Source organism: Campylobacter sp. TJR-1 (genome assembly GCF_032840035.1).
Classification (GTDB): Bacteria; Campylobacterota; Campylobacteria; order Campylobacterales; family Campylobacteraceae; genus Campylobacter; species Campylobacter fetus.
The window spans coordinates 167791-192448 of record NZ_JAWIZX010000002.1 but is presented as its reverse complement, the minus strand read 5'-3'; the positions used below and the strand labels follow the sequence as shown (position 1 = coordinate 192448).

Sequence of the window (24658 nt, the reverse complement as noted above, 5' to 3'; positions counted from 1 at the left end):
CCTTGCGTTATAGCTTAATGCCATTTTCTCTTAAAGCTTCAGCAAAAGCCGCAACAACGCCATGATATAGATAGCCGTTTCTATCAAATACTGCTTCGTTTATACCTTTTGCACTTAGCTTACCTGCGATATCTTTAGCCAAAACTGCTGCTCCAGATTTGTTTGCCTTTATACCAAGCTTCCTACCATCACTTGCACAAAGAGTTGTTGCATTAATATCTTCGATCGCTTGAACATATATAGTTCTATTTGATTTGAAGATTGAGATTCTCGGGCAAGACGGTGTACCGCTAATTTTAGCTCTGATTCTTCTTTTTCTCTTAATTCTTAGAGATATTTTTCTTTTTAATACATTTGCTACCATTACTTACCCTTATTTCTTAGATGTTTTGCCGGCTTTGCAGATTATGCGCTCTTCGACGTATTTAACACCTTTACCTTTATATGGTTCTGGCGGTCTAAATCCTCTAACTTCTGCTGCTACTTGACCAACAACTTGTTTATCGCTTCCTTTGATAGTGATAATATTTTTTTCCACGCTTATCTCTATGCCTTCTGGAAGTTCATAATTTATAGGGTGAGAAAAACCGAGCGCAAGCTCTAAAACTTTACCTTTTGCAGCTGCTTTATAACCGACACCGTTTATCTCAAGTTGTTTTGTAAATCCAGTAGTTAGACCAACAACAACGTTGTTCGCTAAAGCTCTATAAGTTCCCCAATAAGCCCTGCTTTGTCTATCATCGCCTTTGCTTGTAAATATGATATTTCCGTCTTTAACTTCGATATTAACATTACCTTTAGTATCTAGCTCTTTAGTGTTGTTGCCTTTTTTAAAAACCAAAACACTACCTTTTAAACTAACATCTAAACCATTTGGGATAGATATCGGTTGTTTTCCAATTCTTGACATCTTTTTCCTTTTTTATTTGTCTAGGGTATTTCTACATAAAACGAATGGATACCCAATGCCATAAAAAAGATTTAGCCTTTTTTAAATTTAATACTACAAATTTAAAAGGCTAATTCAACTCTTACCAAACTGTGCAAAGTACTTCGCCGCCGACACCTGCTTTGTGGGCTTCGTCGTTGCTTAGAACACCTTTGCTTGTGCTTACTATGATAGTTCCGTAACCGTTTTTAAATCTTTTGATCTCATCTCTACCTTGATAAACTCTACGACCTGGTTTTGAAACTCTTTTTAATTCATTTATAACACTTCTTCCACGCTCGTCATATTTTAAAACTACGTTAATAAACTTTTTATTTCCCTCTTCAACAACGTTATAACTCTCTATATAGCTTTTATTGGCTAAAATTTTCAAAGTTGCTTCAACAACATTTGAATGAAGAAGTTTTGTTGTATCGAGTCTTCTCATGCTAGCGTTTCTAATGCGTGTTAGTCCATCTGAAATTAAGTCATTTATCATCTTGCTTCCCTTACCAACTTGCTTTTTTAAGACCAGGTATTAGTCCTTCGTTAGCCATTTTTCTTAGGCACACACGGCAAATTCCAAAATCTTTATAAACAGAGTGTGGACGACCACAAATTTGACATCTAGTATATCCGCGCGCGCTAAATTTAGGTTTGCGTGCTGCTTTTGCTATCATTGATTTTTTTGCCATATTACTTTCCTTTTGCAAATGGAATGCCGAACAATTCAAGTAATTTGAATGCTTGTTTGTCATCACCCGCTGTTGTAACTATAGTTATATTCATACCATGTGTTCTTAAAATTTGATCATATACTACTTCTGGGAACATTAATTGTTCATTTAAACCAAAATTGTAGTTTCCACGACCATCAAATCCATCTCTTGGAAGACCACGGAAGTCTTTAACTCTTGGTAAAGCAACGCTTACAAGTTTATCTAAAAATGTATACATTTGCTCTTTTCTTAGAGTGACTTTGATACCTACAGGATAGCCCTCGCGAACCTTAAATCCAGCTACTGATTTTTTAGCGTTTGTTACAACTGCTTTTTGACCAGCTATCAAAGATATCGTATCAGCCATATTTTGAAGTAATTTTTGATCTTTTGCGCCCTCGCCTGCTCCAACGCTGATAACAATTTTCTCAATTGCCGGGATAAGCATAGGGTTTTTTATATCAAACTCTTTTGTTAGAGCCGGTTTAATGCTCTCATTATATTTTGCTTTTAGTCTCATACTTATCCCTCAACTTTTGCAACATTTGAAATGTCAATAGGCATCTCTTTGCTAATAAATCCACCATTTGGATTTTTCTCGGTCGGTTTAACCGCCTTTTTAGCAACCTTAACACCCTCAACTATTACCTGACCTTTTTTTGGCAAAACCGCAATAACTTTTGCAACTTTACCTTTATCATCACCTGCGATTACTTTTACTTCATCGCCTTTTTTAATTTTATATTTAACTGCCATTATAGAACCTCCGGTGCAAGAGATACAATCTTCATAAAGTTTGCATATCTTACTTCTCTACCAACTGGGCCAAATATACGAGTGCCTACTGGCTCTTTTTTATTATCAAGTATAACGGCTGCATTTTCGTCAAATCTAATAAGTGATCCATTTGCTCTTTGGACCTCTTTTTTCGTTCTAACTACTACTGCTTTAACTACTTGACCTTTTTTTATTTTACCGTTTGGTAGAGCTTTTTTTACTGAGCAAACGATGATATCGCCGAGGCTTGCATATCTTCTTTTGCTACCGCCTAAAACTTTTATACACATAAGCTCTTTTGCGCCACTGTTATCAGCTACTGCTAGTCTTGTAAAACTTTGTATCATTATTCAACTCCTGTTTTCAAAACCGCTTGTAAGCGGAAGCTTTTTCTAGCACTTAGTGGTCTGCACTCAACAGCAGATATAGTATCTCCTGCTTTTAGTTCATTTTTTTCATCATGAACTAGGTATTTTTTAAAGCGTTTTACAAATTTGTGATATCTTGGGTGCATAACTCTTCTTTCAACAAGAATAGTCGCCGTCTTATCACCAGCCTTTGCAACGACAACGCCTTGAATTTGTCTTTTCATTTCTACTGCCATTGTTCGCCCCTTATTTCGCAGCACTAATTGCAGTGTTAATTCTAGCGATATCTTTTTTAGTCTCGCCGATCTCGTTTGGGTTAGTTAGCTGCATAGTTTTTAGCTTTTGTCTAAGTGTAAATAAAAGCACCTTTTTCTCTTTTAATAAAGCGTTAAGTTCGCTCATACTTTTTGCACTTATATCAATATACTTCATTTTCGCTCTCTTTAGTTACAAACTTAGTCTTAAATGGTAGCTTGTGCATTGCAAGAGTTAAAGCCTCACGAGCAAGCTCTTCACTAACTCCAGACATTTCAAATATAATTCTACCAGGTTTTATATTCATAACCCACTCTTCAACACCGCCTTTACCTTTACCCATACGAGTTTCAAGAGGTTTTTTAGTAATAGGTTTATCTGGAAAAACTCTGATCCAAGTTTTAGCTTGTCTTTTCACATGACGAGTATATGCTTGACGAGCCGATTCTATCTGACGTGAATTTACTCTACCAGCTTCAACAGCCTTTAGTCCAAACTCACCCAAAGCAAGATCTACTCCTCTTGTTGCATAGCCGCGGTTACGACCTTTCATCATTTTGCGATATTTAGTTCTTTTTGGTAATAACATAACTATTTACCCCTTCTAGCACGTCTTGGTTTTTTTGGTGATGTATCTTCATTTTTATCGGCTTGAATACCTTTTTGAAGTACTTCGCCTTTAAAGATCCAAACTTTAACACCTATGTTACCATAAGTAGTATGGGCTTCTGCAAAGCCGTAATCTATTCTAGCTCTTAGCGTATGAAGCGGCACACGACCCTCCAAATACCACTCTGTTCTAGCCATTTCAGCTCCGCCTAAACGACCAGCAACTGAAACTTTGATACCTTTGGCACCAGCTTTTTGGGCACCTTGGATAACTTTTTTCATAGCGCGACGGAAAGCAACACGACGCTCAAGCTGCATAGCTACGTTTTCTGCTGCCAATTGAGCTGAACTTCCTGCTTTTCTCTCTTCTTTGATATTGATAGCGATATCTTTATTTACAAGTTTTGTAACTTCAGATCTCAAATTTTCAATCTCTCCGCCCTTTTTACCTATTATGATTCCTGGACGAGCCGCAACTACGGTAACGCGAAGTTTTTTAGCTGTTCTTTCAACAAGAATTTGACTAACACCAGCATAATATAACTTAGTTTTTAGGAATTTTCTTATTTTATAGTCTTCGCCTATATTTTCTGGTAAAGTCGCTTTTGATGGAAACCATCTAGACTCCCAGTTTCTATTGATACCTAGTCTAAGGCCTATTGGATTAACTTTTTGTCCCATTTTATGCTTCCTTACTTTCAGGTTTAGATACTTCTACAAGAATATGGCTAGTTGGTTTTCTAATTCTACTAGCGCTTCCTCTTGCACGTGGTCTAAATCTTTTAAGAACCGGACCAGCATCTACTCTACAACTTTTTACAACTACCTCTTCTGGCTCAAATCCGCCATTAGCTACAGCTGAGCTGATAGCACTCGCGATATATTTTGCGCCGCGATTAGGCATAAAACTCAAACTTGCAAGTGCAAGCTCTGCGTTCATTCCTTGTACTTCATCTGCTATAAGTCTAGCTTTTGTTGGAGATAGTCTTATGAATTTAATAATAGCTCTACTCATAACTTCCCCTTACTTACCTATTTTCTTTTGCACAGAGCCTTTATGACCCTTAAATGTGCGTGTTGGTGCGAACTCACCGAGTTTATAACCTATGTGATTTTCTGTTACATAAACCGGAATAAAACCCTTACCGTTATGAACGTTAAATGTTAAACCTATCATTTCAGGTATTATCATGCTTCTTCTTGACCAAGTTTTTATCGGCTTATTATCATTAGCAGCTTTTGCAGCTAGAACTTTTTTCATAACATGATCATCGACAAATGGACCTTTTTTTAGCGATCTAGCCATCGTTATTTACCTTTCCTTCTTGATATTATAAGTCTATCACTAGCTTTTTTGCGGCGAGTTTTAGCACCCTTAGTTGGTTTGCCCCATGGAGTAACAGGATGGCGACCTGAATTTTTCTTACCTTCACCACCGCCGTGTGGGTGATCTACCGGGTTCATCGCAGAACCTCTAGTTTGAGGGCGAATTCCTCTATAACGATTACGACCTGCTTTACCGATAGTTACGTTTGCCCAATCTTCATTTCCAACAACGCCGACTGTAGCCATACACTCAGCTAAAACTTGTCTCATCTCACCGCTTGGGAGTCTTAAAATAACATATTTTTCTTCTTTACCCATAAGTTGAGCATAACCACCTGCGCTTCTAGCCATTTGAGCGCCTTTGCCCGGCTTAAGCTCTATGTTATGAACTATTGTACCAACAGGGATACTTTTTAACTTCATAGCATTACCTGGTTTTATATCAAGTCCGCTTTCAGCTGAGCTTATAACATCACCTACATTTAAACCGCTAGGGCGAATAATATATCTTTTTTCGCCGTCGGTATAAGATATAAGAGCTATACGGCAATTTCTATTTGGATCATACTCGATAGTTTCAACTTTTCCAGGAATACCAAATTTCTTTCTTTTAAAATCAATTATACGGTAAAGTTTTTTTGCGCCTGCTTCTTTATGACGACTTGTGATTCTACCATTGTGATTTCTACCTGCGGTAGCCGGAATTTTTACAAGTAAGCTTCTAACGCTTGGTTTAGCAGTTATATCTTCGCTTGACAAACCTGTCATAAATCTTCTGCTTGGAGTATATGGTTTAAAACTTTTTATAGCCATCTTACGCCTCCCCATTTTCTAGGCTAACGCCATCTGGTAATTTTACATAGAATTTTTTGAAGTCGTTTCTTACGCCGACTCTTCCTTTAAAACGCTTAACTTTTCCGTCCATTCTTAATGAATTTACTCTAAGCGGCGTTACGCCAAAATACTCTCTTAGCACCTCTTTTAGACCGTTTTTAGTCATTTTTGGTGAAGTTTGGATAACCACTACACCTTGTTCTTGAAGGCCAAGAGTCTTTTCTGTATAAAGTATAGTTTTGATATCTGTTATATCTGCCATTTTTAGCCCTCTTTTACGATAGATTGTAGTGCTGCTTTTTCAGCTATAACCGCACTATAAACTGAAACCAAATATGCATTTACTTCGCTAGCATCTATAACGTAGCAATTTGCTAAATTTCTAAATGCTAAAAGTGTTTTTGCATCAAGTTCATTTTTGATGATAAGTGCATCTCTTACACCGAGTTTATTGATGATAGATGCTGCATCTTTTGTCTTGCCGCTTGATATTTCTATGCTATCAACCGCAAAAAATTTGCCGTTTGCAACTTTGTCATTTAAAGCAAACTCAAGAGCAAGTCTTTTTTGTTTTTTATTAACTTTTTGATCATAATTTCTGTTGTTTTTTGGACCAAATGCAACTGCACCGCCTACCCATACGTTAGTTCTAGTTGAACCAGCACGAGCACCGCCGCGACCCTTTTGTCTCCAAGGCTTTTTACCACCACCACTTACATCTGAGCGACCTTTAGTGTGGGCTGAATTTGCTCTTATACCAGCAAGGTAGCTTTTAACATATAAATATAAATTATGCGAATTTACTTCAGCGTAACTTGCTGGAAGTTCAATCTCGCTTGTTTTTTCAAATTTTTCGTTTAAAACGGCTATTTTACTCATTTGACTATCCTTACTCTACCCATAGCACCGTTAAATCCTGGTACTGAACCTTTTAAAACCAAAATTCCATTAGCACTATCAAAGCTCACTACTTCATTTTTAACTGTAGTTTTCTCATTGCCGTAATGCCCTGCCATTTTTCTACCTGGCTGAACACGACCTGGCCATTCGCAGTTTCCTATAGATCCCGGACGTCTGTGAAAACGTGAGCCGTGACTTGCTGGACCGCCTGAGAATCCGTGTCTTTTTATAACGCCCTGGAAGCCTCTACCTTTAGTATTAAAACTTACTTTTAAAACTTTTGCTTCATTTAGTGGATTTACGTCTAAATCGCCAGCTTCGCTATTTGCAACGCTTAAAGTAGCAAATGAATTAAATTCACTACTCAAACCATATTTTTTTTGCTGACCTTTTATAGCTTTGTTATCTGCTTTTGTGTGCGCATAAGCCACTATAGCTTTACCGCCTTCGCCTAGCTCGCAAACTTTAGCAGGAACTAGCCTAAGCAGAGTTACAGGAGTACTAGGAGCTGAAACAGTTCTACTCATGCCTATTTTTTCTACAATATATTCCATCATTTATTCCTTTTACTCTTACTTGCCCATAGCACGAACTTCGACATTAACTTCTGGAGCTAAGTCAAGTTTTGTTAAACTATCAACTGTATCAGGAGTAGCTGCTACGATATCTAGCATACGAGCATGAATTCTCATCTCGAACTGTTCGCGAGAATCTTTATTAACATGTGGAGATTTTAACACTGTATAGCGTTTAATCTTTGTAGGCATTGGCACTGGACCTCTTACGTCGGCTCCAGTTCTTTTAACAGCTTCTACGATAGCTGCAACTGTACGGTCTAGAACTCTGTGGTCATAAGCTTTTAGCTTAAGCCTAATTCTTTCCATTGTTTTTCCTTTAAAAATAACTTGTCACGACACGTGACCTTTTGATATAATCAAGCTTGCATAGGCTTTATTTGGGTTAGAATAAGCATACAAGTAAGGCTAAGCCTTCTCATCAAAAGACGCGTATTATATCCAAAACAGAGTGTAAATAGCAAATTTTACGTTGATTTTTATACATTTTTTATAAATATTTTCCTTTAAAAAAGGAATAAATTAAAATTTAAAGCTATTTTGCATATTTTAAATTTAAAAGATTTTTGAGTTCAAAAGCTAAATTTAAAGTTTAGTTAACGGTAAAAATTATAGATTATAGGTTATAGAAAGATTGCTAAATAAGCAAATTTATTATACTATTTCAAATCAATTTTTTAGCACTAATAGATTAAAAAAGCAGAACCAAAGCCGGTTCTGCTATAATTTATAAATTTATATAAATGTTATAAGTCAATTATATCTTAATGACAACCGCAATGTCCACCGCAACAGCCCGAACCTTTATAAATTTCATCTATATAAAATTTAACCGAGCTTAAACCCTCTTTTTTAGCCCATTCATAAGCAGCACTTACAAAGTCCCAATTTATATTTTCATAAAATTTCTCTAAATAAGCAGCTCTTGCATTTTTAGCATCGATATAGTATGCATGTTCCCACACATCAACTACTAAAAGTGGGATCAAACCTTCAGTTACCGGCGTTCCTGCGTTACTAGTGTTTTTTATCTCGAGTTTATGTGAATTTGGATTATAAACAAGCCAAGTCCATCCGGCACCGAATAAAGTAGTAGCGCTCTTTAAAAACTCAGATTTAAAATCCGCGAAATCACTCTGCAAAGCAGCTTTTAACTCATCGCTAATATCTGTCTTAGCAGCTATACAATCCCAGTAAAAATCATGATTGTAAATTTGAGCAGCGTTATTGAAAATCGCACCTTCAGAGTGAGTTAAAATCTCAAAAAGATCGGCACCTTCAAAATCCGTACCTTTTATGAGGTTGTCTAAATTATTTACGTAAGTTTGATGATGTTTTCCATAATGATAGTTACAGGTTTCTTCACTTACGACAGCATTTGTAGCCGGATTAAAAGGCAGTGTTCTTAATTCCATAATTTCTCCTTAATTATTTTTGATAGCATAATTATACACAAAAAAGTTAAATAAGAGAAATATACTCTTAAAAACTACTCTCTACCATCTAATAAAGGAACAAACTCACACTCATCAAGAACTATTTTTTCTAAATTTGAGCCATTTTTTTTAAATTTAACTATAAATTGTTTACTATTTTCTTTAATAGGAGCTACTAAAATTCCGCCATCTTTTAACTGCTCAAAAAGCCTAGTCGGAACACCTAAACAAGCACAGCTAAGTATTATTCTATCATATGGAGCGTAACTTTTCCAGCCTACGTTTCCATCGTCATATCTTATATTTACATTATTAAAACCGAGTTTTTTCATCTTTAGCTTAGCTTCATTTGCAAGTTTTTCTATACGCTCAATACTAAAAATTCTGTGAGCAAGCATACTTAAAATTGCAGCTTGATATCCGCTTCCGCAACCGATCTCAAGTATATTATCGCAATTTTCAGCTTCCAAAGCAAGTGTCATTTTAGCTACTGTTAGAGGCGAACTAATCCATTGATTGCCTCCAATCGGATGAGCATCTAACTTAAAAGCATTGATCGAAACCGGAACAAAATCCGTACGTGGAGTACTACAAAACGCCTTATAAACCATAGGCGTCAGCTCTATAACATCGGCTATATCATCAGCCATTTTTTGACATCTGGCACGCTCTAAACTATCCATTTTTTCCCTTCAACAAAGGGAAATTATACATAAAATTTGCTTATAGTAGTATTTAAATTAAACGAGTCCTAAAGATTTTTTAAACTCATTAGCCGAATTTGGTTCAAACTCAGAGCTTTTGGCAATGTGACCATTTGGCTTAAAAACTGCTTCGAATTTTAGATCTTTATCGCTACAAGCCACCACGTAGCATCTATTTTGTAAGGCTAAAGCTTCGCACAAAATTTCAAAATGCCTTTTGCGTCCTTTTCCCCAAAGCGATGGCACGAGAATGATATCCGCGCCTTTTAATTTCTCCCAAAGCTCAGTAAAACGTAGCTCAAAGCAGATCAAAACGCCGATTTTAACGCCCTCAAGTTCAAATAAATTTATATCTTCAACTTTTCCAGCTTTGAACTTATCTTGTTCTAAATTCGGAGTAAATAAAATCGCTTTTTTCTGTTTATAAATTTCTTTATCGCCATTTAAAAGTATAAATTCGTTAAAACCATCACTAAAATGAGTAAAACCGAAAAAAGCACCGTTAGAAAGCGATTTTTTTAAATTCGCTATTAGAGCGTTTTCAAAATTATCACCCAAACTTTCATATCCGCTCACGCAAAGCTCACTGCCTAACGCCAATTCGCCCGGCTTTATATCTTTTACTAAATTTAAAAGCTCACTAGCCCTATTTACCACACCAAGCGAATCAAGAGTTAAAGATCTAAGGCTAGAAATCATCAAAAGTAAGGCTTCCTTTACTATAATTCGTAACTTTACTTTCAAAGAAATTACTCTTTTGGTCGTTAAATTTAGCAAAATCATCAACCCACTTTATAGGATGTTTTGCGTTATAAAGCTTTTTAAGCCCGATAGAAGTCAGCCTATCATCAACGAGATAGTGGATGTACTCCTCTATAATATCATCGGTAAAGCCCATTATCTGATTTCCAGTGATGTATTTTCCCCACTCTATTTCAAGGTCTCCGGCTTTTTTGAACATCTCGTAAATTTTAGCTTCGACTTCGCTTGTAAATAGATCTGGACGCTCTTTGCGCACTGAGTTTATCATGTTTTGAAACAAAAGTAAGTGAGTTATCTCATCTCTTTGGATAAAGCGTATCATCTGAGCGCTTCCTAGCATTTTTCCGGCGCGCGCCAGTGCGTAAATCGCTGTAAATCCACTGTAAAAATACACGCCTTCTAAAATTTGATTTGCCACCATAGCAAGAAGTAGTTTCTCATCCGTAACTTCGCCCGCAAGCTCTTCATATACGCTTGAGATATAGTCGTTTTTCTTACGTAAAACGTCGTCGTATTTTTCCATTTCGTAAATCAGATCCGTGTTATCGCAGATCGCTTCTACCATTACGGCGTAACTTTTTGAGTGATTTGCCTCTTCGTAAGCTTGACGCGCTAAGATCGCATTTATCTCAGGAGCTGTGATATAAGGATTTATGTTATCGGCTAGATTGTTTGTCTGAAAACTATCCATAGAAATGAGTTGGCTCCAAACTAAGTCATACATGCGTTTTTCAGCGGTCGTGAGATTACATGCGTAGTCACGCACGTCATCGGTGGTATCGACCTCTTTTGGAAACCAGGTATTTGCTTCCATAAGATCCCAAAGCTTGAGCGCCCATGTGTATTTTGCTTTTGTGAAGTTTAGAATTCCATGCGGATTTCCACCAAATACTTTTCTATCGTTTAAAGTCTCGTTTGAGCTTGGATTATAAATTTTTTTTCTATTCATAATAAATCTTTCAAATTTTAAAGTAGATTAGATTTTATCCAAAAAAGTATTAAATAACTTTGAATACAAATTTATGAAAATAAAATAATAATGCATGCTTTTTAATAATTATTGATAATATATTAATTACATTGGTATTAGAATTCAAATTAAAAAAAGGATTACCGATGAAAAAAGCATTTACGATGGTAGAATTAGCATTTGTTATAGTTATTACCGGCTTATTAGCAAGTGTTAGTATACCAAAACTTACAATGTCAAGAACGGATGCCGAAGTGGCAAAAATAGTAGTCGATATAAAAAATACATTTGATAAAATAAACTCTATCTATATATCAAATAGCTCAGTCAATAAAAAATTAAATGCCGATAAAAACGAAGTTGATAGTTATCTCCATTTAAGATTATTAATAGGAGATGACTCGACATTATCTGATTTTGAGGCGATTAAACGCGGTGCTAAAGAGCACCCTTGGGCAGTTGAATGCTTATTTTATAGTATTGATAATAGCACGATAAAGTTTAAAACCATGTGGCAGCAATCATCTATCTCATGGAAAAAGACCTGCAACGCTCTTTATCTTCACCCTACAATGAAAGAGTGGATACAAAACGGAATTCAATTAGGCGGAGATAGCATATTAAAAAACAGTTAAATTTATAATTGGATAATTTTTATATAACTGAAATATATAATAAATTCAAATTTTATAATAAATATCGGAAAATCAAATTTAAATACGAAAAGTAACGATCTGAATAAATCATCCTTGAATTATAAATATTTTTATTATGAATATAAATTTTTCAAATTTCACAACAACTTAAATTTTATACAAATAAATTTTAATATATTATATGACGAAATTTTCGACTATGAAGTTATAATTTTGGTATGTATTTAAAATTTATTTATTTTTATTTATTAAATTTTACAAATATCATTATAGGTAAATTTTATGAAAAAACTTTTGCGGCTATTAAATCTACTCAGCCAAAATGATATTTTAAAAATTACCAAAATCAAAAAATACTAAAAAAGGAAATTTATGACTAAAATTATTTTCAAGCATATTAAAAATAGTCTTATTTTACTATTTTGTATCGCTCTTTTTAGTGCTTGCTCATCAAAAACGACAAATGTAAGCACTCAAAAAATAAATCCATTAGGAAGCATTTTTGGCAAAACGGATGATCCAGATCCGCTAAATTTAGGCGATTTTCCAACTCTTCTAACATCAAATTTTACAAATCCTATGCCGACTAGAACGCCATCGCTACTTAAAAAAGTGGATTTGCCTGTAATGAACTCATTAACACATGGTCCGATGTTTTCAAGTGCTTTTAGTAAACCGGACTTGAATTTCAAACAACCGACTATCAGTCTACAAGGTATCCCGCCTGATCTATTTGATAGAACAAGCGATTTTATGGTGATAATGGGTGCAAACGGCGTTGTGATCACTATTTGGTATACATCTCCTGGAAACTGGTTATGGGGCTACTCGCTCTATGAAAGCGGCAATTTAGGAGGATATCGTGTTTGGCGTCTAATTTTACTACCAAATAATGAAGTCATGATAGTAAATTTCAACACTCGCACGACTTGCATAAATACTTATAAAAACGGAGTAATTCACTCACCTTGCAATAAAGATAATCCTTTTCAGAAATTTACGTTTCGTCCAATGACAAACGGAGCCGTACAAATTTATAACAAAGCTACTAATTCGTGCTTGCAAACGCCTGTTAATAATCTATTCGGTTTTGACGTTTTTGGGGCGATAAATCTTACGACAAAATGCACTGATACTATCGATCAACAATGGTATTTGCTCCCGCCGCCGCAAGTTGGAAGACTATTTTATTAGGAGTAAAAATGCGAAATGTTATTATGATTATATTTATAGCAACTTTAGGCTTTGCAAAACCAGAAGATTATAAAATTGCTACTTGGAATTTGCAAGGCAGTTCGGCTATAACCGAAAGCAAATGGAATATAAGCGTACGTCAAATAATTAGCGGTGAAAATCCAGCAGATATATTAGCCGTTCAAGAAGCAGGAAATTTACCTCAAACAGCTCTTCCTACAGGTAGGAGCATAAATCAAGGCGGCACGATCGTAACTGAGCATTTATGGCAGCTAGGCAGTATATCTAGACCGTTCCAAGTCTATATATATTATGCTCAAATCGACACAGGGGCAAATAGAGTAAATTTAGCAATCGTTTCACGCATAAAAGCCGATGAAATCATCATCTTGCCGCCTCCTACGGTAGCTTCTCGTCCGCTCATAGGTATAAGAATAGGAAACGACGTATTTTTCAACATACACGCTCTAGCAAATGGCGGAGTCGATGCTCCGGCGATAATAAATTCAGTATTTGACAGATTTAGAAATATGCCAAATATCACTTGGATGATTTTAGGCGATTTTAACCGCTCACCTGAGAGTTTAAGAGGAACTCTTGGATTAGAAACTCGCGTCAGAGTAACGTTTTTAGCACCTCCGGCGCCTACTCAAAGAAGCGGCGGAACGCTTGACTGGGCTATAGTTGGAAACTCAGCCGGAGATCTTGTCCGAACTACGCTTGTAGCAGTATTGATGCTAGCAAACCTGCGGACTCACCTAGTTTCGGACCATTTTCCGGTAAATTTTAGAAAATTTGGAGATAACTAATGAAAGCTTTAGCAATAATATTTTTATTTGTAAGCATAAGTTTTGCAAACGAAAACATAACCGACGCTTTTCAAATACGCAATGCAAACACCGGAATTCCTATAAATATAAAGCGATTTTCAGGGCAGTTTAATTACCAAAACTGGTTTTTAAATGATTTAGGAGTAGATCCTAAGATAAAAAAAGTAGATAAATTTGCAAATTCTTTTCCTTTTGGATACGTGCAATTTCAAGTAGCAGCCGACGTAAAAATGTGCCTTCAGATCGCTCCTAGCGGATTTTTAGCACTAAAAAACTGCAAGCAAGACTACGATAGCGGAGAGTTTGAGACTATTTTTCAGATCATCCCTACAAGTAGTGGAGCTATGCAGCTGCGATCACTAGTTCTAAAAACAAACGAGTGCTTAGGAACATTTGAAAATCCAAACGTGCCGATCGAAGATAGAGTAGGACTAGTACGCTGCGTTTTAGAATTTTTTGTCGACATAGAGCCTAAACAACTTTTTGTATTTTCACCGCCGCTTAGTGAAGCTAAGGTAATTAGATAAAACAGTCGGTAAAAGCTAAAAACGGCTTTTACCTAATTTTAATCCAAATCAAAAATTCCTAAGTTCTATGTTTAAATTTGATTTTATCAACTTCGGATCGAATTTGGTTTTTGGTTTTTGTAAATTCCCTAAATTTAAGGATTCAAAAAAGTTTTGCAGATAGTAAGTTTTATCATAACCGTTTTGACTTAAAACTTTTACCATATCACTGATATCGTTTTCGTTTAGCATATCTGCGTGGATAGTCGTTCTACACTCAAATTCAACTCTGTTTTTTAGTAAAGTTTGAAGCGTTTTTATAAATTTATCATATAAATTCGACGCAGTTATAGCTTCAAATTTAGCCTTTGGAGCTTTGAAATCAAGTGATATAAAATCGACCAAACTCAAATTTTCTTCTATAATCTCAGGACTACTTCCATTCGTATCGACTTTGGTTTTATATCCAAGATTCTTAGCTAGCTTCAAAACATCACTAAAATGCAAACTTTTAGTGCATTCCCCGCCACTTAAAACTACCGCACTTAAAAGGTTTTGGCGTGAATTTAAAAACTCGCTTAGATAGCGCATATCAAACTTGCCCTCACCCAAAACTATATCTTTGTTGTAGCAATAAACGCAGCGCATATTGCACTTCGCAAACCACACTATAGCAGCGAGTTCATCAGGATAATCAACAACGCTAAAAGGCGTGATATCGTAGATAAATTTGTCTAGCATTTAGTAGGTTCTAAAAACTTGATCCTCTCTTTATGCTCGCCTTGTTTGCCAAGATTAAAGCTCTCAACTGGTCTATGATAGCCCATAACTCTGGTATAAACCACGCATTTTGTACGTTTGTCTTTAAATTTGGCTAGTATCTCTTCTTTTATCATATCTTCTCCTTTAATTAAATTCTTTAACCCTAGCTCTGATATCATCAAAACTTACTTTACTTAGAATTTTACCGTCTTTGAAAACCGGTTTTAGTTTATTTTCTTCTTTTTTTAGCTCATTTAATCGAACCGTTTTAAACAAATTTCCTTTTCTCACCAACGCAAGACGTCCAGATTTTGAACGTTTTGAAGGATCGGTGATAGGATCTTTTTTTACATCTATCCAATGCTCACCGTCTTTTGATACTGCATTTGCTTTCATAGCAAATCTAAGAGTATCGCGGTTAAGGTGTTGCAAAAGCGCTCCACCCATACCAAAAACTATATTGTCCGCGCTTATCTTTCTAAGTTTTAGCTCGTTTAAAATATCGACTAAACTTTGCGGATTTATACCGTCTCCATAAATCAGTCTGACGTGATTTGGAAGTACGCGATAACCCTTTTGATTTACGCTAAATCCAGCTATATCCATCATCTTTTCTAAGCACTCACTAGCCATAGTTACTGGATTTCCGCTATCTGGGCGAAGCACGACGCGACCGCCATTAGCTTTTACCTCATCAAATAACTTTCCCCAAAGATCTATCGCATTTAGCGTATCGTAGCTATCTATCACGCAAGCAAAAATACCACTGCTAAATTTATCCACCATATTTTTATAAGCTTCATTTTCGCGCTCTTTTCCCCAAGTAGTCATCGTACTATGCTCGCTTGCCGGGATACTAAATGCCGCCATATCGGCGTCATAATACTTTTTAGCAAATACGGCTCCAGTTATCGTATCTGAGCCTTTAAAATTTACCATATGAGCACTTCCGCCGATCCCCGCACTCTCAAAGCTACTCACGCCGCGCGCACCAAAATCATGCAAACAAAAGTCGATAAGCTCAGGAGTTCCGGTCTCATTTAAAAATTGCAAAATGTTTTGTTTGCAAAAATAACTATTCGTAGCCACAGCAACTGGATACCAAATAGCCCTTAAAATAGCAGTTTCTAAGTAACCTGCCAACCATGGAAGCTTTGGATCGGTATTTCGTATCTGCAACAACACATTATCTGTTTGAACTATGCTACCTTCTTTTACCGCTTCTATCTCAAGAGGAAGTGCGCCGCCGTGTTCATCTACGATATATCTCCAGCCCTCTTCATTAAAAGGAAGTCCGTAAATTTTCATAAAATCTTTAGCTTCTAAGATATCATCTTGTGTTATTTTCTTGCTTAGATACTCCATTAAAAACATTTGCAAACCATAAAATAGTACTCTATTCCACCTACCGCCGCGCGATTCTATGTAAGAGCTTACGTATTTTATATCGTTTGGATACTGAAGATAATGTGAAGGTTTATAGCCGTCTGTGTTTAGTATCAAATTCATATCTTACCTTTAAATTTTCTGGCGATTTTATCAAAAAAGGGCTTAAATTTGATAATTCAAATTTAAATAACGCTTTTCCAATGCCTTAAAAACAAATCTTGCTCAGCAAAGTATTTTTAGATGATTTTACGGTTTGAAACCATGAGCACCCAAGGCACACTAAAGCGATAAAACAAACGGTTTATCCCCATAAAAAGTACTAAAAATACAACTTAGGCCAAATTCAAAATCTCCTCATCGCATTTTGGACAATACTCATGCTCGCCTGCGATATACCCGTGTTTTGGACACACGCTAAACACGGGAGTTATCGTAATATATGGAAGTTTATAATTCTCCACTATATTTTTCACTAAATGCTGACAAGCCTTTGTACTGCTTAGTTTTTCACGCATATAAAGGTGAAAAACAGTTCCACCCGTATAACTGCTTTGAAGTTCATCTTGCAAATTTAAAGCCTCGAAAGGATCATCGCCGAAATCAGCCGGAAGCTGAGTAGAGTTTGTATAATACACCTTATCATCAAATCCAGCTTGAATGATGTCTGGATAACGTTTTTTATCTTCTTTAGCAAAGCGATAAGTTGTTCCTTCAGCAGGAGTCGCTTCAAGATTATATAAATTTCCGGTAGTTCTTTGAAACTCTATCATTTTAGCTCTTAGATATTCTATAAGTTCTTTTGTAAACCCTATACCGAATTTGGTCGTTATATTTTCTTTATCATCAGTGAAATTGCGTATCATTTCATTTGCGCCGTTTATTCCTATTGTACTAAAATGGTTATTAAAATTTCTAAGATATCTAGCGGTATATGGATAAAGTCCCCTTTGATACATCTCATTTATAAATTTACGCTTCTTTTCAAGAGTACTTTTTGCCAACTCTAGCAGTTCATCAAGTCTTGCATAAAATGCACTTTTATCACCTTTAAACAGATATCCTAGGCGCGCTAAATTTATAGTAACTACGCCGATACTTCCGGTCATCTCGGCACTTCCAAAAAGACCTCCCCCGCGTTTTAAAAGCTCTCTTAAATCCAGCTGAAGCCTACAGCACATAGAGCGAACGGCACCCGGTTTATAAGCTTTTTCATTCGGTATTTTATTGCCGTTTTCATCTGTCGTATATTGACTTCCGATAAAATTTTGAAAATAACTCGAACCCATTTTTGCGGTATTTTCAAATATCTTTTTAGCCACAGAGCTATCCCACTTAAAATCCTCAGTCAAATTTACAGTTGGTATAGGAAACGTAAATGGCTGCGAACACTTATCTCCGGTAGTTAAAATATCATAAAATGCTATATTTATCCTATCCATTTCAGGTTTAAAATCCGAGTAAGTCATATCTTTTAAACTATTTTTACCGCGTTGTTTGCAAAGTTTTTCAAGTTCGTTATCTTTTAAATTTAAAAATAGATGCTCATTGTTTTTTGTAGGAATTTGATCGGCAAGATCGCTTGGCGGAGTTATATCTATAGTAACATTCGTAAATGGACTTTGACCCCAACGTGCCGGCACATTTAGATTGAAAATAAAGCTAGTAAGAGCTTTTTTGATTTCTATATCGCTTAATCGATCTTTAAAAACATACGGCGCAAGATATGTATCAAAGCTACTAAATGCTTGCGCTCCAGCCCATTCGCTTTGCAAAATTCCCAAAAAGTTCGCCATTTGAGATAAAGCCTCTCTAAAATGACTCGGCGCTCTGCTCTCGACCCTGCCTCTAACACCATTAAATCCTTCATTTAACAAGGCTCTAAGACTCCAACCAGCACAGTATCCAGTCAAACAATCAAGGTCATGTATATGATAATCTCCGTTTCTATGAGCCGCTCCTTCATGATCGCTATAAACAGCATCTAACCAATAATTTGCAATGACTTTTCCAGCGGTGTTATTGATAAGTCCGGCGTTTGAATAACTCGTATTTGAGTTTGCCATAATACGCCAATCAGACTTTCCGATATACTCTTCTATAGTTTGAGTCGAGTTTATATAAGTCGTTCTTTCGTCAAGCTCACCGTCTCTTTGCATAGTATGAGTATGACGATAAAGCATAAAATTTCGCATTACTGTAAAATCACCGCTATCAAAAAGAGCTTTTTCTATAATATCTTGAATTTCTTCTACGCTCATTTTGTCTTTTACCTCAGACAATACTTTTTTGATAAGCGCCGTATTTGGTTCTTTAAGAGCACTTTTATAAGCTTTTGTTATCGCATTTTCTATTTTATAACTTGCAAAATCTTGCAAACTTCCATCGCGTTTAATTATCTTCAAATTTAATCCTTTTTGGCTGGGATTATATATTCTTTTAAGTTTTACAAAGCTTAAGAAATATAATTACAATATTGTTACCAATGATATCAAATATCATTTAAAAATAAATTTATCATTATTTTTTAAGCTTTATGAAATAAATAGTATCGATAAATCCATAGTTTTATAATAAAATTAGAAAAATTATTAAAATAAAACTTAAATTATTTAATTAAATATTTTATATAAATTTAAATTACTAATTTAAAGAGTTATTTTATCTTTTTTAAAGTAATTTTGTGCTAAATTAAAATTAAATTTTAAAAACTAAGGACAAAATATGCAATGCGTATATGGACATATAACACACAAACCGCTTGAGCAGAGTTGTCACGATCACGCAAGTGACCACCATCACGCACATTCACACTCTCACTCATCGGCAAATACAAATAAAAAAGTTCTCAAAATCAGCCTTTTTATAACAGTTGCCGCTATGATATTTCAATTTGTATATGCGCTAATCACAAACTCTTTAGCGCTTATGAGCGATACTTTGCATATGCTATCGCACGTAATAGCTTTGGGGCTTAGTTGGTTTGCCATATGGGCTGCTTCTAACTTTAGCAGTGAGCAAAAAACATTTGGATACCACAGACTTGAGACGATAGCGGCTTTTATAAACTCGATTTTGATAGCTGTTTTTGGTCTATTTATAGTGTATGAAGCCATTGTTAAGCTCATAAATCCAGAACCGATCGAGATAGGTACAATGCTTATAGTGGCTGCGATAGGTCTAGGAGTAAATATCACGACTGGATTAATAATGCTAAAAGGGGATATGGGTAATTTAAATATCAAATCAAGTTTTGCTCATATGATGAGCGATTTATTAAGTTCTGTAGCTATAATTTTAGGCGGCATAATAGTATATTTTACAAATTTATGGTGGATAGACAGTGCTTTGGCTCTATTTATCGCTATCATAATAGCTAAATGGTCATTTTCTCTAGCAAGAGACAGTATGAACATACTATTAGAAGCATCTCCTATAGATATAAACGCAGCAAAAAACGTTATGCTAGAAAACCCTTTAGTTTTAGACGTGCATGACTTACATATAAGTGAAATAACTCATAAAATGTACGTTTTGACTGCTCATATAGTTCTTAACAAGGATAATATTTTTAAATTTGATGAAATAATCAACGATCTATCTCTTAGTTTAAAAAATAGACTCGAAATAGGTCACATAACTATCCAACCCGAGTGGCGGGAGAGTTAGAGATTAAATTTAAAATAAAACGGCATTTACAAATATATAAAAATCGGTCGCATGATAAGTTGGATTTAAAAATTAATATGATAAATTTATAATATTGTATTTATTTTAAAGGGATATAAATTTGAAAAAGCTAGTTTTGGTTTATATTTTAAGTACTGTTTTAGCGTTTTGCAAAGATTATGAAAACGGTTTGAAAGCATACGAAAAAGGAGATTACAAAAGTGCGGTCATAAGCTTTCAAAAAGCGTGCAATAAAGGAAATATGAACAGCTGTTATACTCTTGGAAATTTATATGTATTAAATCAAGGCGTAAAGCAAGATTATAAAAAAGCCGTAAAATTATTTCAAAAAGCCTGCAATGGCGGAGAAGCAAAAGCTTGCGGATATCTAGGAGTAATGTACGAAAACGGTAACGCAGTAGAGCAAAACCGCCAAATAGCTGCAAAGTTATATGAAAAAGCGTGTGAAATGGGACATTATATCAGTTGTAGCGAGCTTGGGATTATGTATGCAAATGGAAACTTTATATCAAAAGACTACTATAAAGCTATGGAATTATTTAAAAAAGCGTGTGAAATGGGAGAGGCAAACGGATGTAATTATCTAGCGCTAATGTATTTTATCTACTCAGAAAAAAGCGGCATAGAACAAGATGCTATCAAAGCAAAAGACTATTTTTGTCATGCATGCGAAATGGGATTTGAAGATGCTTGTGAGAGCTGCAACATGCTTAGTCAAAAACAAGATTAAGCAAAAAACTTAAGCTAAACCAAATTTAAAACTACTATTTATATCATAGATCGAACTTACAAAAGTATGAAATCTAACTCCCATAAAATCAAGCTCAAGTTTATAATTCGCACCTAAAAACTGTGAGCTTATAACTTTAGCTTCAAACTCATTTGAGCTTATTATCTCTTCTGGTCTAAACATAAAATTTTTTGCCTCTAACCAGTTTTTAAATTTATCTGGCAAACTTAAAGCAGCGTCTGCGGTTATCTCGTTTATATCGCCTAAAAACTTAGCTATTTCAGCCATTTTTGGCTCGAAATAAAGTTCTCTTGGCGTTGCGCAAGCCAAAACTTCACCTCTTGATATGAGAGCTATCTTATCGCTTAGCAAAAACGCGTCAAATTTATCGTGAGTGACCATTATAGCGCTTAACGAATTCTCTTTTATCATAGCTTTTAGCTCATTTCTAAGCATATTTTTTAAATGTGAATCTAAATTTGCAAATGGTTCGTCTAAAAGCAAAAGCCGCTCCTCATTTGCCACGGCTCTTGCAAAAGCTACTCTTTGAGCTTGACCGCCGCTGATTTTATCTATCATTTTATCTTTTAACTCGCTTATGTGAAACTTATCTAGCAACTCTAAAACTTTTTGATTTCTCTGATATTTTGGTAAAGCGTGAAGCGCAAAAGCGATATTTTCAGATACGTTTATATGCGGAAACAAAGCATAGTTTTGAAACATCATACCTACTTTTTTATTTTTACTGCATACTCCATTTTTACATACCTCATCACCTAAAAGCTCGATATCTCCGCCGTCTGCGGTTTCTAAATTTGCTATTATTCTAAGAAGAGTTGATTTACCGCATCCGCTACCGCCTAAAATAGTCAGTATCTCGCCTGAGTTTAAACTAAGATTTATATCTTTTAAAACAGTGTTATTTCCGAATTTTTTACTCAAATGGCTAATTTTTAGTATCTCTTGCAAATTCTCTCCTAAATAAATTTGAGCTATTATACATTAAAATATTTAATGATATTTAATATCATTGATCAAACATTATAATATTAAATCAATTTATGCTATAATATTTCTCACTTTTTTGGAGATTTTATGAAATACTTTTACTCATCATTTATTATTACGATTTTAGGTCTTTTGCTTGCATATTTTATCGGTGGTTTTTTAGCGGTTTATATCTGTTTTTTGCTTGGAATTTTAGAAGTTAGTCTTAGCTTTGATAATGCTGTTGTCAATGCTAAAATACTATCTGGAATGAACAAAAAATGGCAAGATAGATTTATAATTTTCGGTATTCCGATCGCTGTTTTCGGAATGAGATTTTTATTTCCTATCCTTATAGTTTCAGTCGCGGCAAATCTTGGAATGTGGGAAACATTCTCTTTAGCTTTAAACGATCCTGATGCTTATCACAACGCATTAAGTGCGAACAAAAATCAAATTTATATATTTGGCGGTGCGTTTTTGTTAATGGTGTTTTTGTCGTTTTTCTTTGAGGAAAAAGATGTAAAATGGATAAGATTTATAGAAGATAACTACCTTGTGCACATACTTTCTAAAACAAATTCTATAGCGCTTTTTATAGCGATACTAACAGGCATGATCATCGTATTTTTAACACAAAATACTAGTTACGCACTATCGTATTTCGGTGCCGTGCTTTTGCATATGGCGCTATCTTTGTTTGATGATATTTTTAGTGCAAATGGCGTTAAAAGCGGTTTCATGGGATTCTTATACTTAGAGGTTTTGGATGCTAGCTTTAGTTTCGATGGAGTTATCGGCGCATTTGCGATGAGTGAAAATATCTTTATTATTATGATAGGTCTTGGAATCGGAGCTATGTTTGTAAGAAGCTTAACAATTTATATGGTACATAAAAAAACTCTTGAAAGTTTCATCTATCTTGAACACGGAGCGCATTACGCCATTTTGGCGCTAGCTATCATAATGTTTATAAATGTTTTTCATGAAGTCGGCGAGGCGATAACAGGAACCATAGGATTTGGACTTATAGTAATTGCGTTTTTAAGCTCTATTTATAAAAATAAAAAGATAACAAATGGCTAAAATTTGCGGCATAGATGAAGCTGGACGCGGAGCGTTGGCAGGTGAATTAGTTGTAGCTGGATGCGTGTTTAAGCCTAAATTTAAAAAAGAAATTATTAAACTTGGACTTAGCGATTCAAAAAAATTAACCGAACAAAAAAGAGAGGAAATTTTTTTAAATTTAGAAAAAATGAGCGATTATTTAGTAGTTTATTTTAGGAATACTATAGTTGATAAAATCGGACTTAGCGACTGCTTAAGGCGTGCTTTAAACGTGATAAAAATGCATTTTAACGAGTGTGATTTTATCTATGATGGAAACTGCGATTACGGTGTTAAAAATATAAAAACTATCGTAAAAGCCGATTCAAGCGTCCCTCAAGTAAGTGCAGCTAGTATAATAGCAAAAGTTAGCAGAGATAGACAAATGAGACGTTTTGGTAAAATTTATCCAGATTTTGGATATGCAAAACATAAAGGATACGGCGTAAAAGCACATATAGAAGCTTTAAAACAACATGGCTCAAACGAACTAACAAGACTTAGTTTTCATCTAAAAGCGCTTGAGAAATCGCTATTTTAGGTATGTTATGGATATTTTAGAATATTTCTATCAAAATCCGCCAAAAAATCCAAAATTTATAGATAGAAAAACGTATTTTAACGGTAATAAAATTATTCTACAAGGAGCTATAAATAGCGGTAAAACAGCACTTTTAATACAGTATTTAGAGGAGTTCGGACAAGATTTTTTATATTTGAACTTAGAAGATATTAGAGTTGATTTCATCCCTAATTTAAATGAGTTTATAAAAGATAAAAAGATAAAAGCTATAGGATTCGATGGAGTAAAAAACGACTTTTATACTCCTTGCAAATGCGACAACATCATTATTTCAACCACTTCAAACTCGTTTTTTATAGATAAATTTACAAAAGTTAAATTAAATGGACTTGACTATGAAGAGTTTATAGCATTTTATAGAAAAAATTACGAAGCAAAAACTCTATTTAGTCATTTTTTAGCTCGGGGAAACGGCGCTAAAAGTGCATTTTTGCAAGATTTTGAAGTGAGTGAATTTCTGCAAATGAAAATCAAAGCTTATCTTGGCGAACAAAAAGCGAAAATACTCTCAAAAATCGCCGCTTACGTACATCAGCCATTTAATACTCATAAAATTTATAAAGATTTAAAAGAGACTACAAAGATATCAAAAGATAATATTTACCGTATTTTAAGCGAATTTGAGAACGAAAATCTAATAAATTTCGTACATCACATAGATGAAAAAAGCAGTCTTAAGAGAGTTTATTTTAGCGATTTTGGATTTAAGAATGCTCTTGGTTATGAAAAAGATCCAAAAAAAACAGTTGCTAATATGGTTTTTTGTGAGCTTTTAAAACTAGAAAATGAACTATTTTTTAGCGATGAGATAGATTTTTTCATTCCTAAAAAAAATTTAGCGATTTTAGTAATTCCGTTTTTACCGCCAGAATTTATATTTCTTAAATTTAAAAAATCTATAAATTACTATAAAAATTTAGGGATCACAAAAGTCGAAGTCATAAGCAATTCAAATAACTCGAACATTGCTTTTGAAGGAATCAGATGCTCCGTTATGCCATTTTGGCAATGGGCAGTAGCTCTATAAATCAAAAAAAGGCTTGAATATAAATTAAATATTTGCT

36 protein-coding genes are annotated in these 24658 nt (G+C 34.8%); 9 read left to right on the top strand and 27 right to left on the bottom strand.

The features are described from left to right. Nucleotides 1–7 precede the first annotated feature (7 nt). The 22 genes from rplR to RVY88_RS02760 all read right to left on the bottom strand — a co-directional run bounded on the left by rplR (nucleotide 8) and on the right by RVY88_RS02760 (nucleotide 11142). Nucleotides 8–364, bottom strand: coding sequence for a 50S ribosomal protein L18 (gene rplR / locus RVY88_RS02865; protein WP_002847994.1), 357 nt, complete (start codon nucleotides 362–364; stop codon nucleotides 8–10). 9 nt (nucleotides 365–373) lie between these two features. Then, nucleotides 374–910, bottom strand: a complete 537-nt coding sequence (rplF, locus tag RVY88_RS02860) for a 50S ribosomal protein L6 (protein ID WP_162167573.1) — start codon at nucleotides 908–910, stop codon at nucleotides 374–376. 121 nt (nucleotides 911–1031) lie between these two features. Beyond that, nucleotides 1032–1427, bottom strand: coding sequence for a 30S ribosomal protein S8 (rpsH, locus tag RVY88_RS02855; protein ID WP_002847989.1), 396 nt, complete (start codon nucleotides 1425–1427; stop codon nucleotides 1032–1034). A gap of 10 nt (nucleotides 1428–1437) precedes the next feature. Next, nucleotides 1438–1623: a type Z 30S ribosomal protein S14 gene (locus RVY88_RS02850; protein ID WP_002847988.1), complete on the bottom strand. Its 186-nt coding sequence runs from the start codon at nucleotides 1621–1623 to the stop codon at nucleotides 1438–1440. A 1-nt stretch (nucleotide 1624) separates the two neighbouring features. After that, nucleotides 1625–2167 carry a 50S ribosomal protein L5 gene (gene rplE / locus RVY88_RS02845; protein WP_002847986.1) on the bottom strand — a complete coding sequence of 181 codons (543 nt, stop codon included), beginning with the start codon at nucleotides 2165–2167 and terminating at the stop codon, nucleotides 1625–1627. A 2-nt stretch (nucleotides 2168–2169) separates the two neighbouring features. Then, on the bottom strand, nucleotides 2170–2403 hold the full coding sequence (gene rplX, locus RVY88_RS02840) for a 50S ribosomal protein L24 (RefSeq protein ID WP_002847984.1): 234 nt from the start codon (nucleotides 2401–2403) through the stop codon (nucleotides 2170–2172). Next, the gene (rplN, locus tag RVY88_RS02835) at nucleotides 2403–2771 is read right to left on the bottom strand and encodes a 50S ribosomal protein L14 (RefSeq protein WP_002847983.1); all 369 of its coding nucleotides are present in this window, start codon (nucleotides 2769–2771) and stop codon (nucleotides 2403–2405) included. Before rplN ends, rplX begins: the two co-directional genes overlap by 1 nt. Then, the gene (rpsQ, locus tag RVY88_RS02830; RefSeq protein WP_370510335.1) at nucleotides 2771–3016 is read right to left on the bottom strand and encodes a 30S ribosomal protein S17; all 246 of its coding nucleotides are present in this window, start codon (nucleotides 3014–3016) and stop codon (nucleotides 2771–2773) included. Before rpsQ ends, rplN begins: the two co-directional genes overlap by 1 nt. A gap of 22 nt (nucleotides 3017–3038) precedes the next feature. Then, nucleotides 3039–3224 (bottom strand): 50S ribosomal protein L29, encoded by a 186-nt coding sequence (gene rpmC / locus RVY88_RS02825; RefSeq protein WP_002847981.1) that lies wholly within the window; start codon nucleotides 3222–3224, stop codon nucleotides 3039–3041. Continuing rightward, nucleotides 3211–3636 carry a 50S ribosomal protein L16 gene (gene rplP, locus RVY88_RS02820; RefSeq protein WP_002847980.1) on the bottom strand — a complete coding sequence of 142 codons (426 nt, stop codon included), beginning with the start codon at nucleotides 3634–3636 and terminating at the stop codon, nucleotides 3211–3213. Before rplP ends, rpmC begins: the two co-directional genes overlap by 14 nt. 2 nt (nucleotides 3637–3638) lie before the next feature. Then, nucleotides 3639–4337 carry a 30S ribosomal protein S3 gene (rpsC, locus tag RVY88_RS02815; protein WP_002847979.1) on the bottom strand — a complete coding sequence of 233 codons (699 nt, stop codon included), beginning with the start codon at nucleotides 4335–4337 and terminating at the stop codon, nucleotides 3639–3641. Nucleotide 4338: 1 nt separating this feature from the next. Beyond that, nucleotides 4339–4671 carry a 50S ribosomal protein L22 gene (gene rplV, locus RVY88_RS02810; RefSeq protein ID WP_002847968.1) on the bottom strand — a complete coding sequence of 111 codons (333 nt, stop codon included), beginning with the start codon at nucleotides 4669–4671 and terminating at the stop codon, nucleotides 4339–4341. Between the two features lie 9 nt (nucleotides 4672–4680). Continuing rightward, complete coding sequence (rpsS, locus tag RVY88_RS02805; RefSeq protein ID WP_002847965.1) at nucleotides 4681–4962, bottom strand: 30S ribosomal protein S19; 282 nt, start codon at nucleotides 4960–4962, stop codon at nucleotides 4681–4683. A gap of 2 nt (nucleotides 4963–4964) precedes the next feature. After that, nucleotides 4965–5795: a 50S ribosomal protein L2 gene (gene rplB, locus RVY88_RS02800; RefSeq protein WP_162167574.1), complete on the bottom strand. Its 831-nt coding sequence runs from the start codon at nucleotides 5793–5795 to the stop codon at nucleotides 4965–4967. A 1-nt stretch (nucleotide 5796) separates the two neighbouring features. After that, nucleotides 5797–6078 (bottom strand): 50S ribosomal protein L23, encoded by a 282-nt coding sequence (locus RVY88_RS02795; RefSeq protein WP_002847963.1) that lies wholly within the window; start codon nucleotides 6076–6078, stop codon nucleotides 5797–5799. A 2-nt stretch (nucleotides 6079–6080) separates the two neighbouring features. Then, complete coding sequence (rplD, locus tag RVY88_RS02790) at nucleotides 6081–6695, bottom strand: 50S ribosomal protein L4 (protein ID WP_002847960.1); 615 nt, start codon at nucleotides 6693–6695, stop codon at nucleotides 6081–6083. Further along, nucleotides 6692–7270: a 50S ribosomal protein L3 gene (gene rplC, locus RVY88_RS02785; RefSeq protein ID WP_002847959.1), complete on the bottom strand. Its 579-nt coding sequence runs from the start codon at nucleotides 7268–7270 to the stop codon at nucleotides 6692–6694. The genes rplD and rplC overlap by 4 nt, the downstream gene beginning before the upstream one ends. Nucleotides 7271–7288: 18 nt before the next feature. After that, on the bottom strand, nucleotides 7289–7600 hold the full coding sequence (rpsJ, locus tag RVY88_RS02780) for a 30S ribosomal protein S10 (RefSeq protein ID WP_002847957.1): 312 nt from the start codon (nucleotides 7598–7600) through the stop codon (nucleotides 7289–7291). A gap of 455 nt (nucleotides 7601–8055) precedes the next feature. Continuing rightward, nucleotides 8056–8709, bottom strand: a complete 654-nt coding sequence (locus tag RVY88_RS02775; protein WP_317051261.1) for a superoxide dismutase — start codon at nucleotides 8707–8709, stop codon at nucleotides 8056–8058. A gap of 71 nt (nucleotides 8710–8780) precedes the next feature. After that, entirely contained in the window at nucleotides 8781–9410 is a 630-nt protein-coding gene (locus RVY88_RS02770) for a protein-L-isoaspartate(D-aspartate) O-methyltransferase (RefSeq protein WP_002847951.1), read from the bottom strand. 57 nt (nucleotides 9411–9467) lie between these two features. Beyond that, nucleotides 9468–10130 (bottom strand): carbon-nitrogen hydrolase family protein, encoded by a 663-nt coding sequence (locus RVY88_RS02765; RefSeq protein WP_065843861.1) that lies wholly within the window; start codon nucleotides 10128–10130, stop codon nucleotides 9468–9470. Then, on the bottom strand, nucleotides 10120–11142 hold the full coding sequence (locus tag RVY88_RS02760) for a ribonucleotide-diphosphate reductase subunit beta (RefSeq protein ID WP_002847947.1): 1023 nt from the start codon (nucleotides 11140–11142) through the stop codon (nucleotides 10120–10122). The genes RVY88_RS02765 and RVY88_RS02760 overlap by 11 nt, the downstream gene beginning before the upstream one ends. A gap of 167 nt (nucleotides 11143–11309) precedes the next feature. Here RVY88_RS02760 and RVY88_RS02755 point away from each other — a divergent pair, with 167 nt between their 5' ends. The 4 genes from RVY88_RS02755 to cdtC all read left to right on the top strand — a co-directional run bounded on the left by RVY88_RS02755 (nucleotide 11310) and on the right by cdtC (nucleotide 14370). Further along, complete coding sequence (locus RVY88_RS02755) at nucleotides 11310–11798, top strand: type II secretion system protein (protein ID WP_162167576.1); 489 nt, start codon at nucleotides 11310–11312, stop codon at nucleotides 11796–11798. A gap of 393 nt (nucleotides 11799–12191) precedes the next feature. After that, nucleotides 12192–13013, top strand: a complete 822-nt coding sequence (gene cdtA / locus RVY88_RS02750) for a cytolethal distending toxin subunit Cf-CdtA (RefSeq protein ID WP_002847943.1) — start codon at nucleotides 12192–12194, stop codon at nucleotides 13011–13013. Between the two features lie 8 nt (nucleotides 13014–13021). Continuing rightward, nucleotides 13022–13822 (top strand): cytolethal distending toxin nuclease subunit Cf-CdtB, encoded by an 801-nt coding sequence (gene cdtB / locus RVY88_RS02745; RefSeq protein WP_002847942.1) that lies wholly within the window; start codon nucleotides 13022–13024, stop codon nucleotides 13820–13822. Beyond that, nucleotides 13822–14370, top strand: coding sequence for a cytolethal distending toxin subunit Cf-CdtC (gene cdtC / locus RVY88_RS02740; protein ID WP_042960141.1), 549 nt, complete (start codon nucleotides 13822–13824; stop codon nucleotides 14368–14370). Before cdtB ends, cdtC begins: the two co-directional genes overlap by 1 nt. 48 nt (nucleotides 14371–14418) lie before the next feature. Here the strand turns inward: cdtC and RVY88_RS02735 are convergent, their stop codons facing one another. The 4 genes from RVY88_RS02735 to RVY88_RS02720 all read right to left on the bottom strand — a co-directional run bounded on the left by RVY88_RS02735 (nucleotide 14419) and on the right by RVY88_RS02720 (nucleotide 18902). Beyond that, on the bottom strand, nucleotides 14419–15090 hold the full coding sequence (locus RVY88_RS02735; protein ID WP_162167577.1) for an anaerobic ribonucleoside-triphosphate reductase activating protein: 672 nt from the start codon (nucleotides 15088–15090) through the stop codon (nucleotides 14419–14421). Next, complete coding sequence (gene nrdD / locus RVY88_RS02730) at nucleotides 15084–15245, bottom strand: anaerobic ribonucleoside-triphosphate reductase (RefSeq protein WP_162167578.1); 162 nt, start codon at nucleotides 15243–15245, stop codon at nucleotides 15084–15086. Before nrdD ends, RVY88_RS02735 begins: the two co-directional genes overlap by 7 nt. Nucleotides 15246–15255: 10 nt before the next feature. Then, nucleotides 15256–16620, bottom strand: coding sequence for a nicotinate phosphoribosyltransferase (locus RVY88_RS02725; RefSeq protein WP_011731678.1), 1365 nt, complete (start codon nucleotides 16618–16620; stop codon nucleotides 15256–15258). A gap of 212 nt (nucleotides 16621–16832) precedes the next feature. After that, complete coding sequence (locus RVY88_RS02720) at nucleotides 16833–18902, bottom strand: ribonucleoside triphosphate reductase (protein WP_002847939.1); 2070 nt, start codon at nucleotides 18900–18902, stop codon at nucleotides 16833–16835. Between the two features lie 319 nt (nucleotides 18903–19221). Between RVY88_RS02720 and RVY88_RS02715 the strand changes: the two genes are divergently transcribed. Then, the gene (locus RVY88_RS02715) at nucleotides 19222–20166 is read left to right on the top strand and encodes a cation diffusion facilitator family transporter (protein ID WP_317051259.1); all 945 of its coding nucleotides are present in this window, start codon (nucleotides 19222–19224) and stop codon (nucleotides 20164–20166) included. Nucleotides 20167–20287: 121 nt separating this feature from the next. Continuing rightward, nucleotides 20288–20917, top strand: a complete 630-nt coding sequence (locus tag RVY88_RS02710) for a tetratricopeptide repeat protein (protein WP_162167596.1) — start codon at nucleotides 20288–20290, stop codon at nucleotides 20915–20917. Between the two features lie 9 nt (nucleotides 20918–20926). Here the strand turns inward: RVY88_RS02710 and RVY88_RS02705 are convergent, their stop codons facing one another. Next, nucleotides 20927–21877: an ABC transporter ATP-binding protein gene (locus tag RVY88_RS02705; protein WP_185860441.1), complete on the bottom strand. Its 951-nt coding sequence runs from the start codon at nucleotides 21875–21877 to the stop codon at nucleotides 20927–20929. A 135-nt stretch (nucleotides 21878–22012) separates the two neighbouring features. On the opposite strand from RVY88_RS02705, the gene RVY88_RS02700 reads away from it, so the two are divergent. Genes RVY88_RS02700 through RVY88_RS02690 form a run of 3 tightly spaced genes read left to right on the top strand, consistent with a single transcriptional unit; the run spans nucleotide 22013 to nucleotide 24621 of the window. Beyond that, nucleotides 22013–22990, top strand: a complete 978-nt coding sequence (locus tag RVY88_RS02700; protein WP_002847933.1) for a DUF475 domain-containing protein — start codon at nucleotides 22013–22015, stop codon at nucleotides 22988–22990. After that, on the top strand, nucleotides 22983–23552 hold the full coding sequence (locus tag RVY88_RS02695) for a ribonuclease HII (protein ID WP_162167597.1): 570 nt from the start codon (nucleotides 22983–22985) through the stop codon (nucleotides 23550–23552). The genes RVY88_RS02700 and RVY88_RS02695 overlap by 8 nt, the downstream gene beginning before the upstream one ends. A 7-nt stretch (nucleotides 23553–23559) precedes the next feature. Continuing rightward, entirely contained in the window at nucleotides 23560–24621 is a 1062-nt protein-coding gene (locus RVY88_RS02690; protein WP_002847924.1) for an ATP-binding protein, read from the top strand. The last annotated feature ends 37 nt before the right edge of the window (nucleotides 24622–24658 follow it).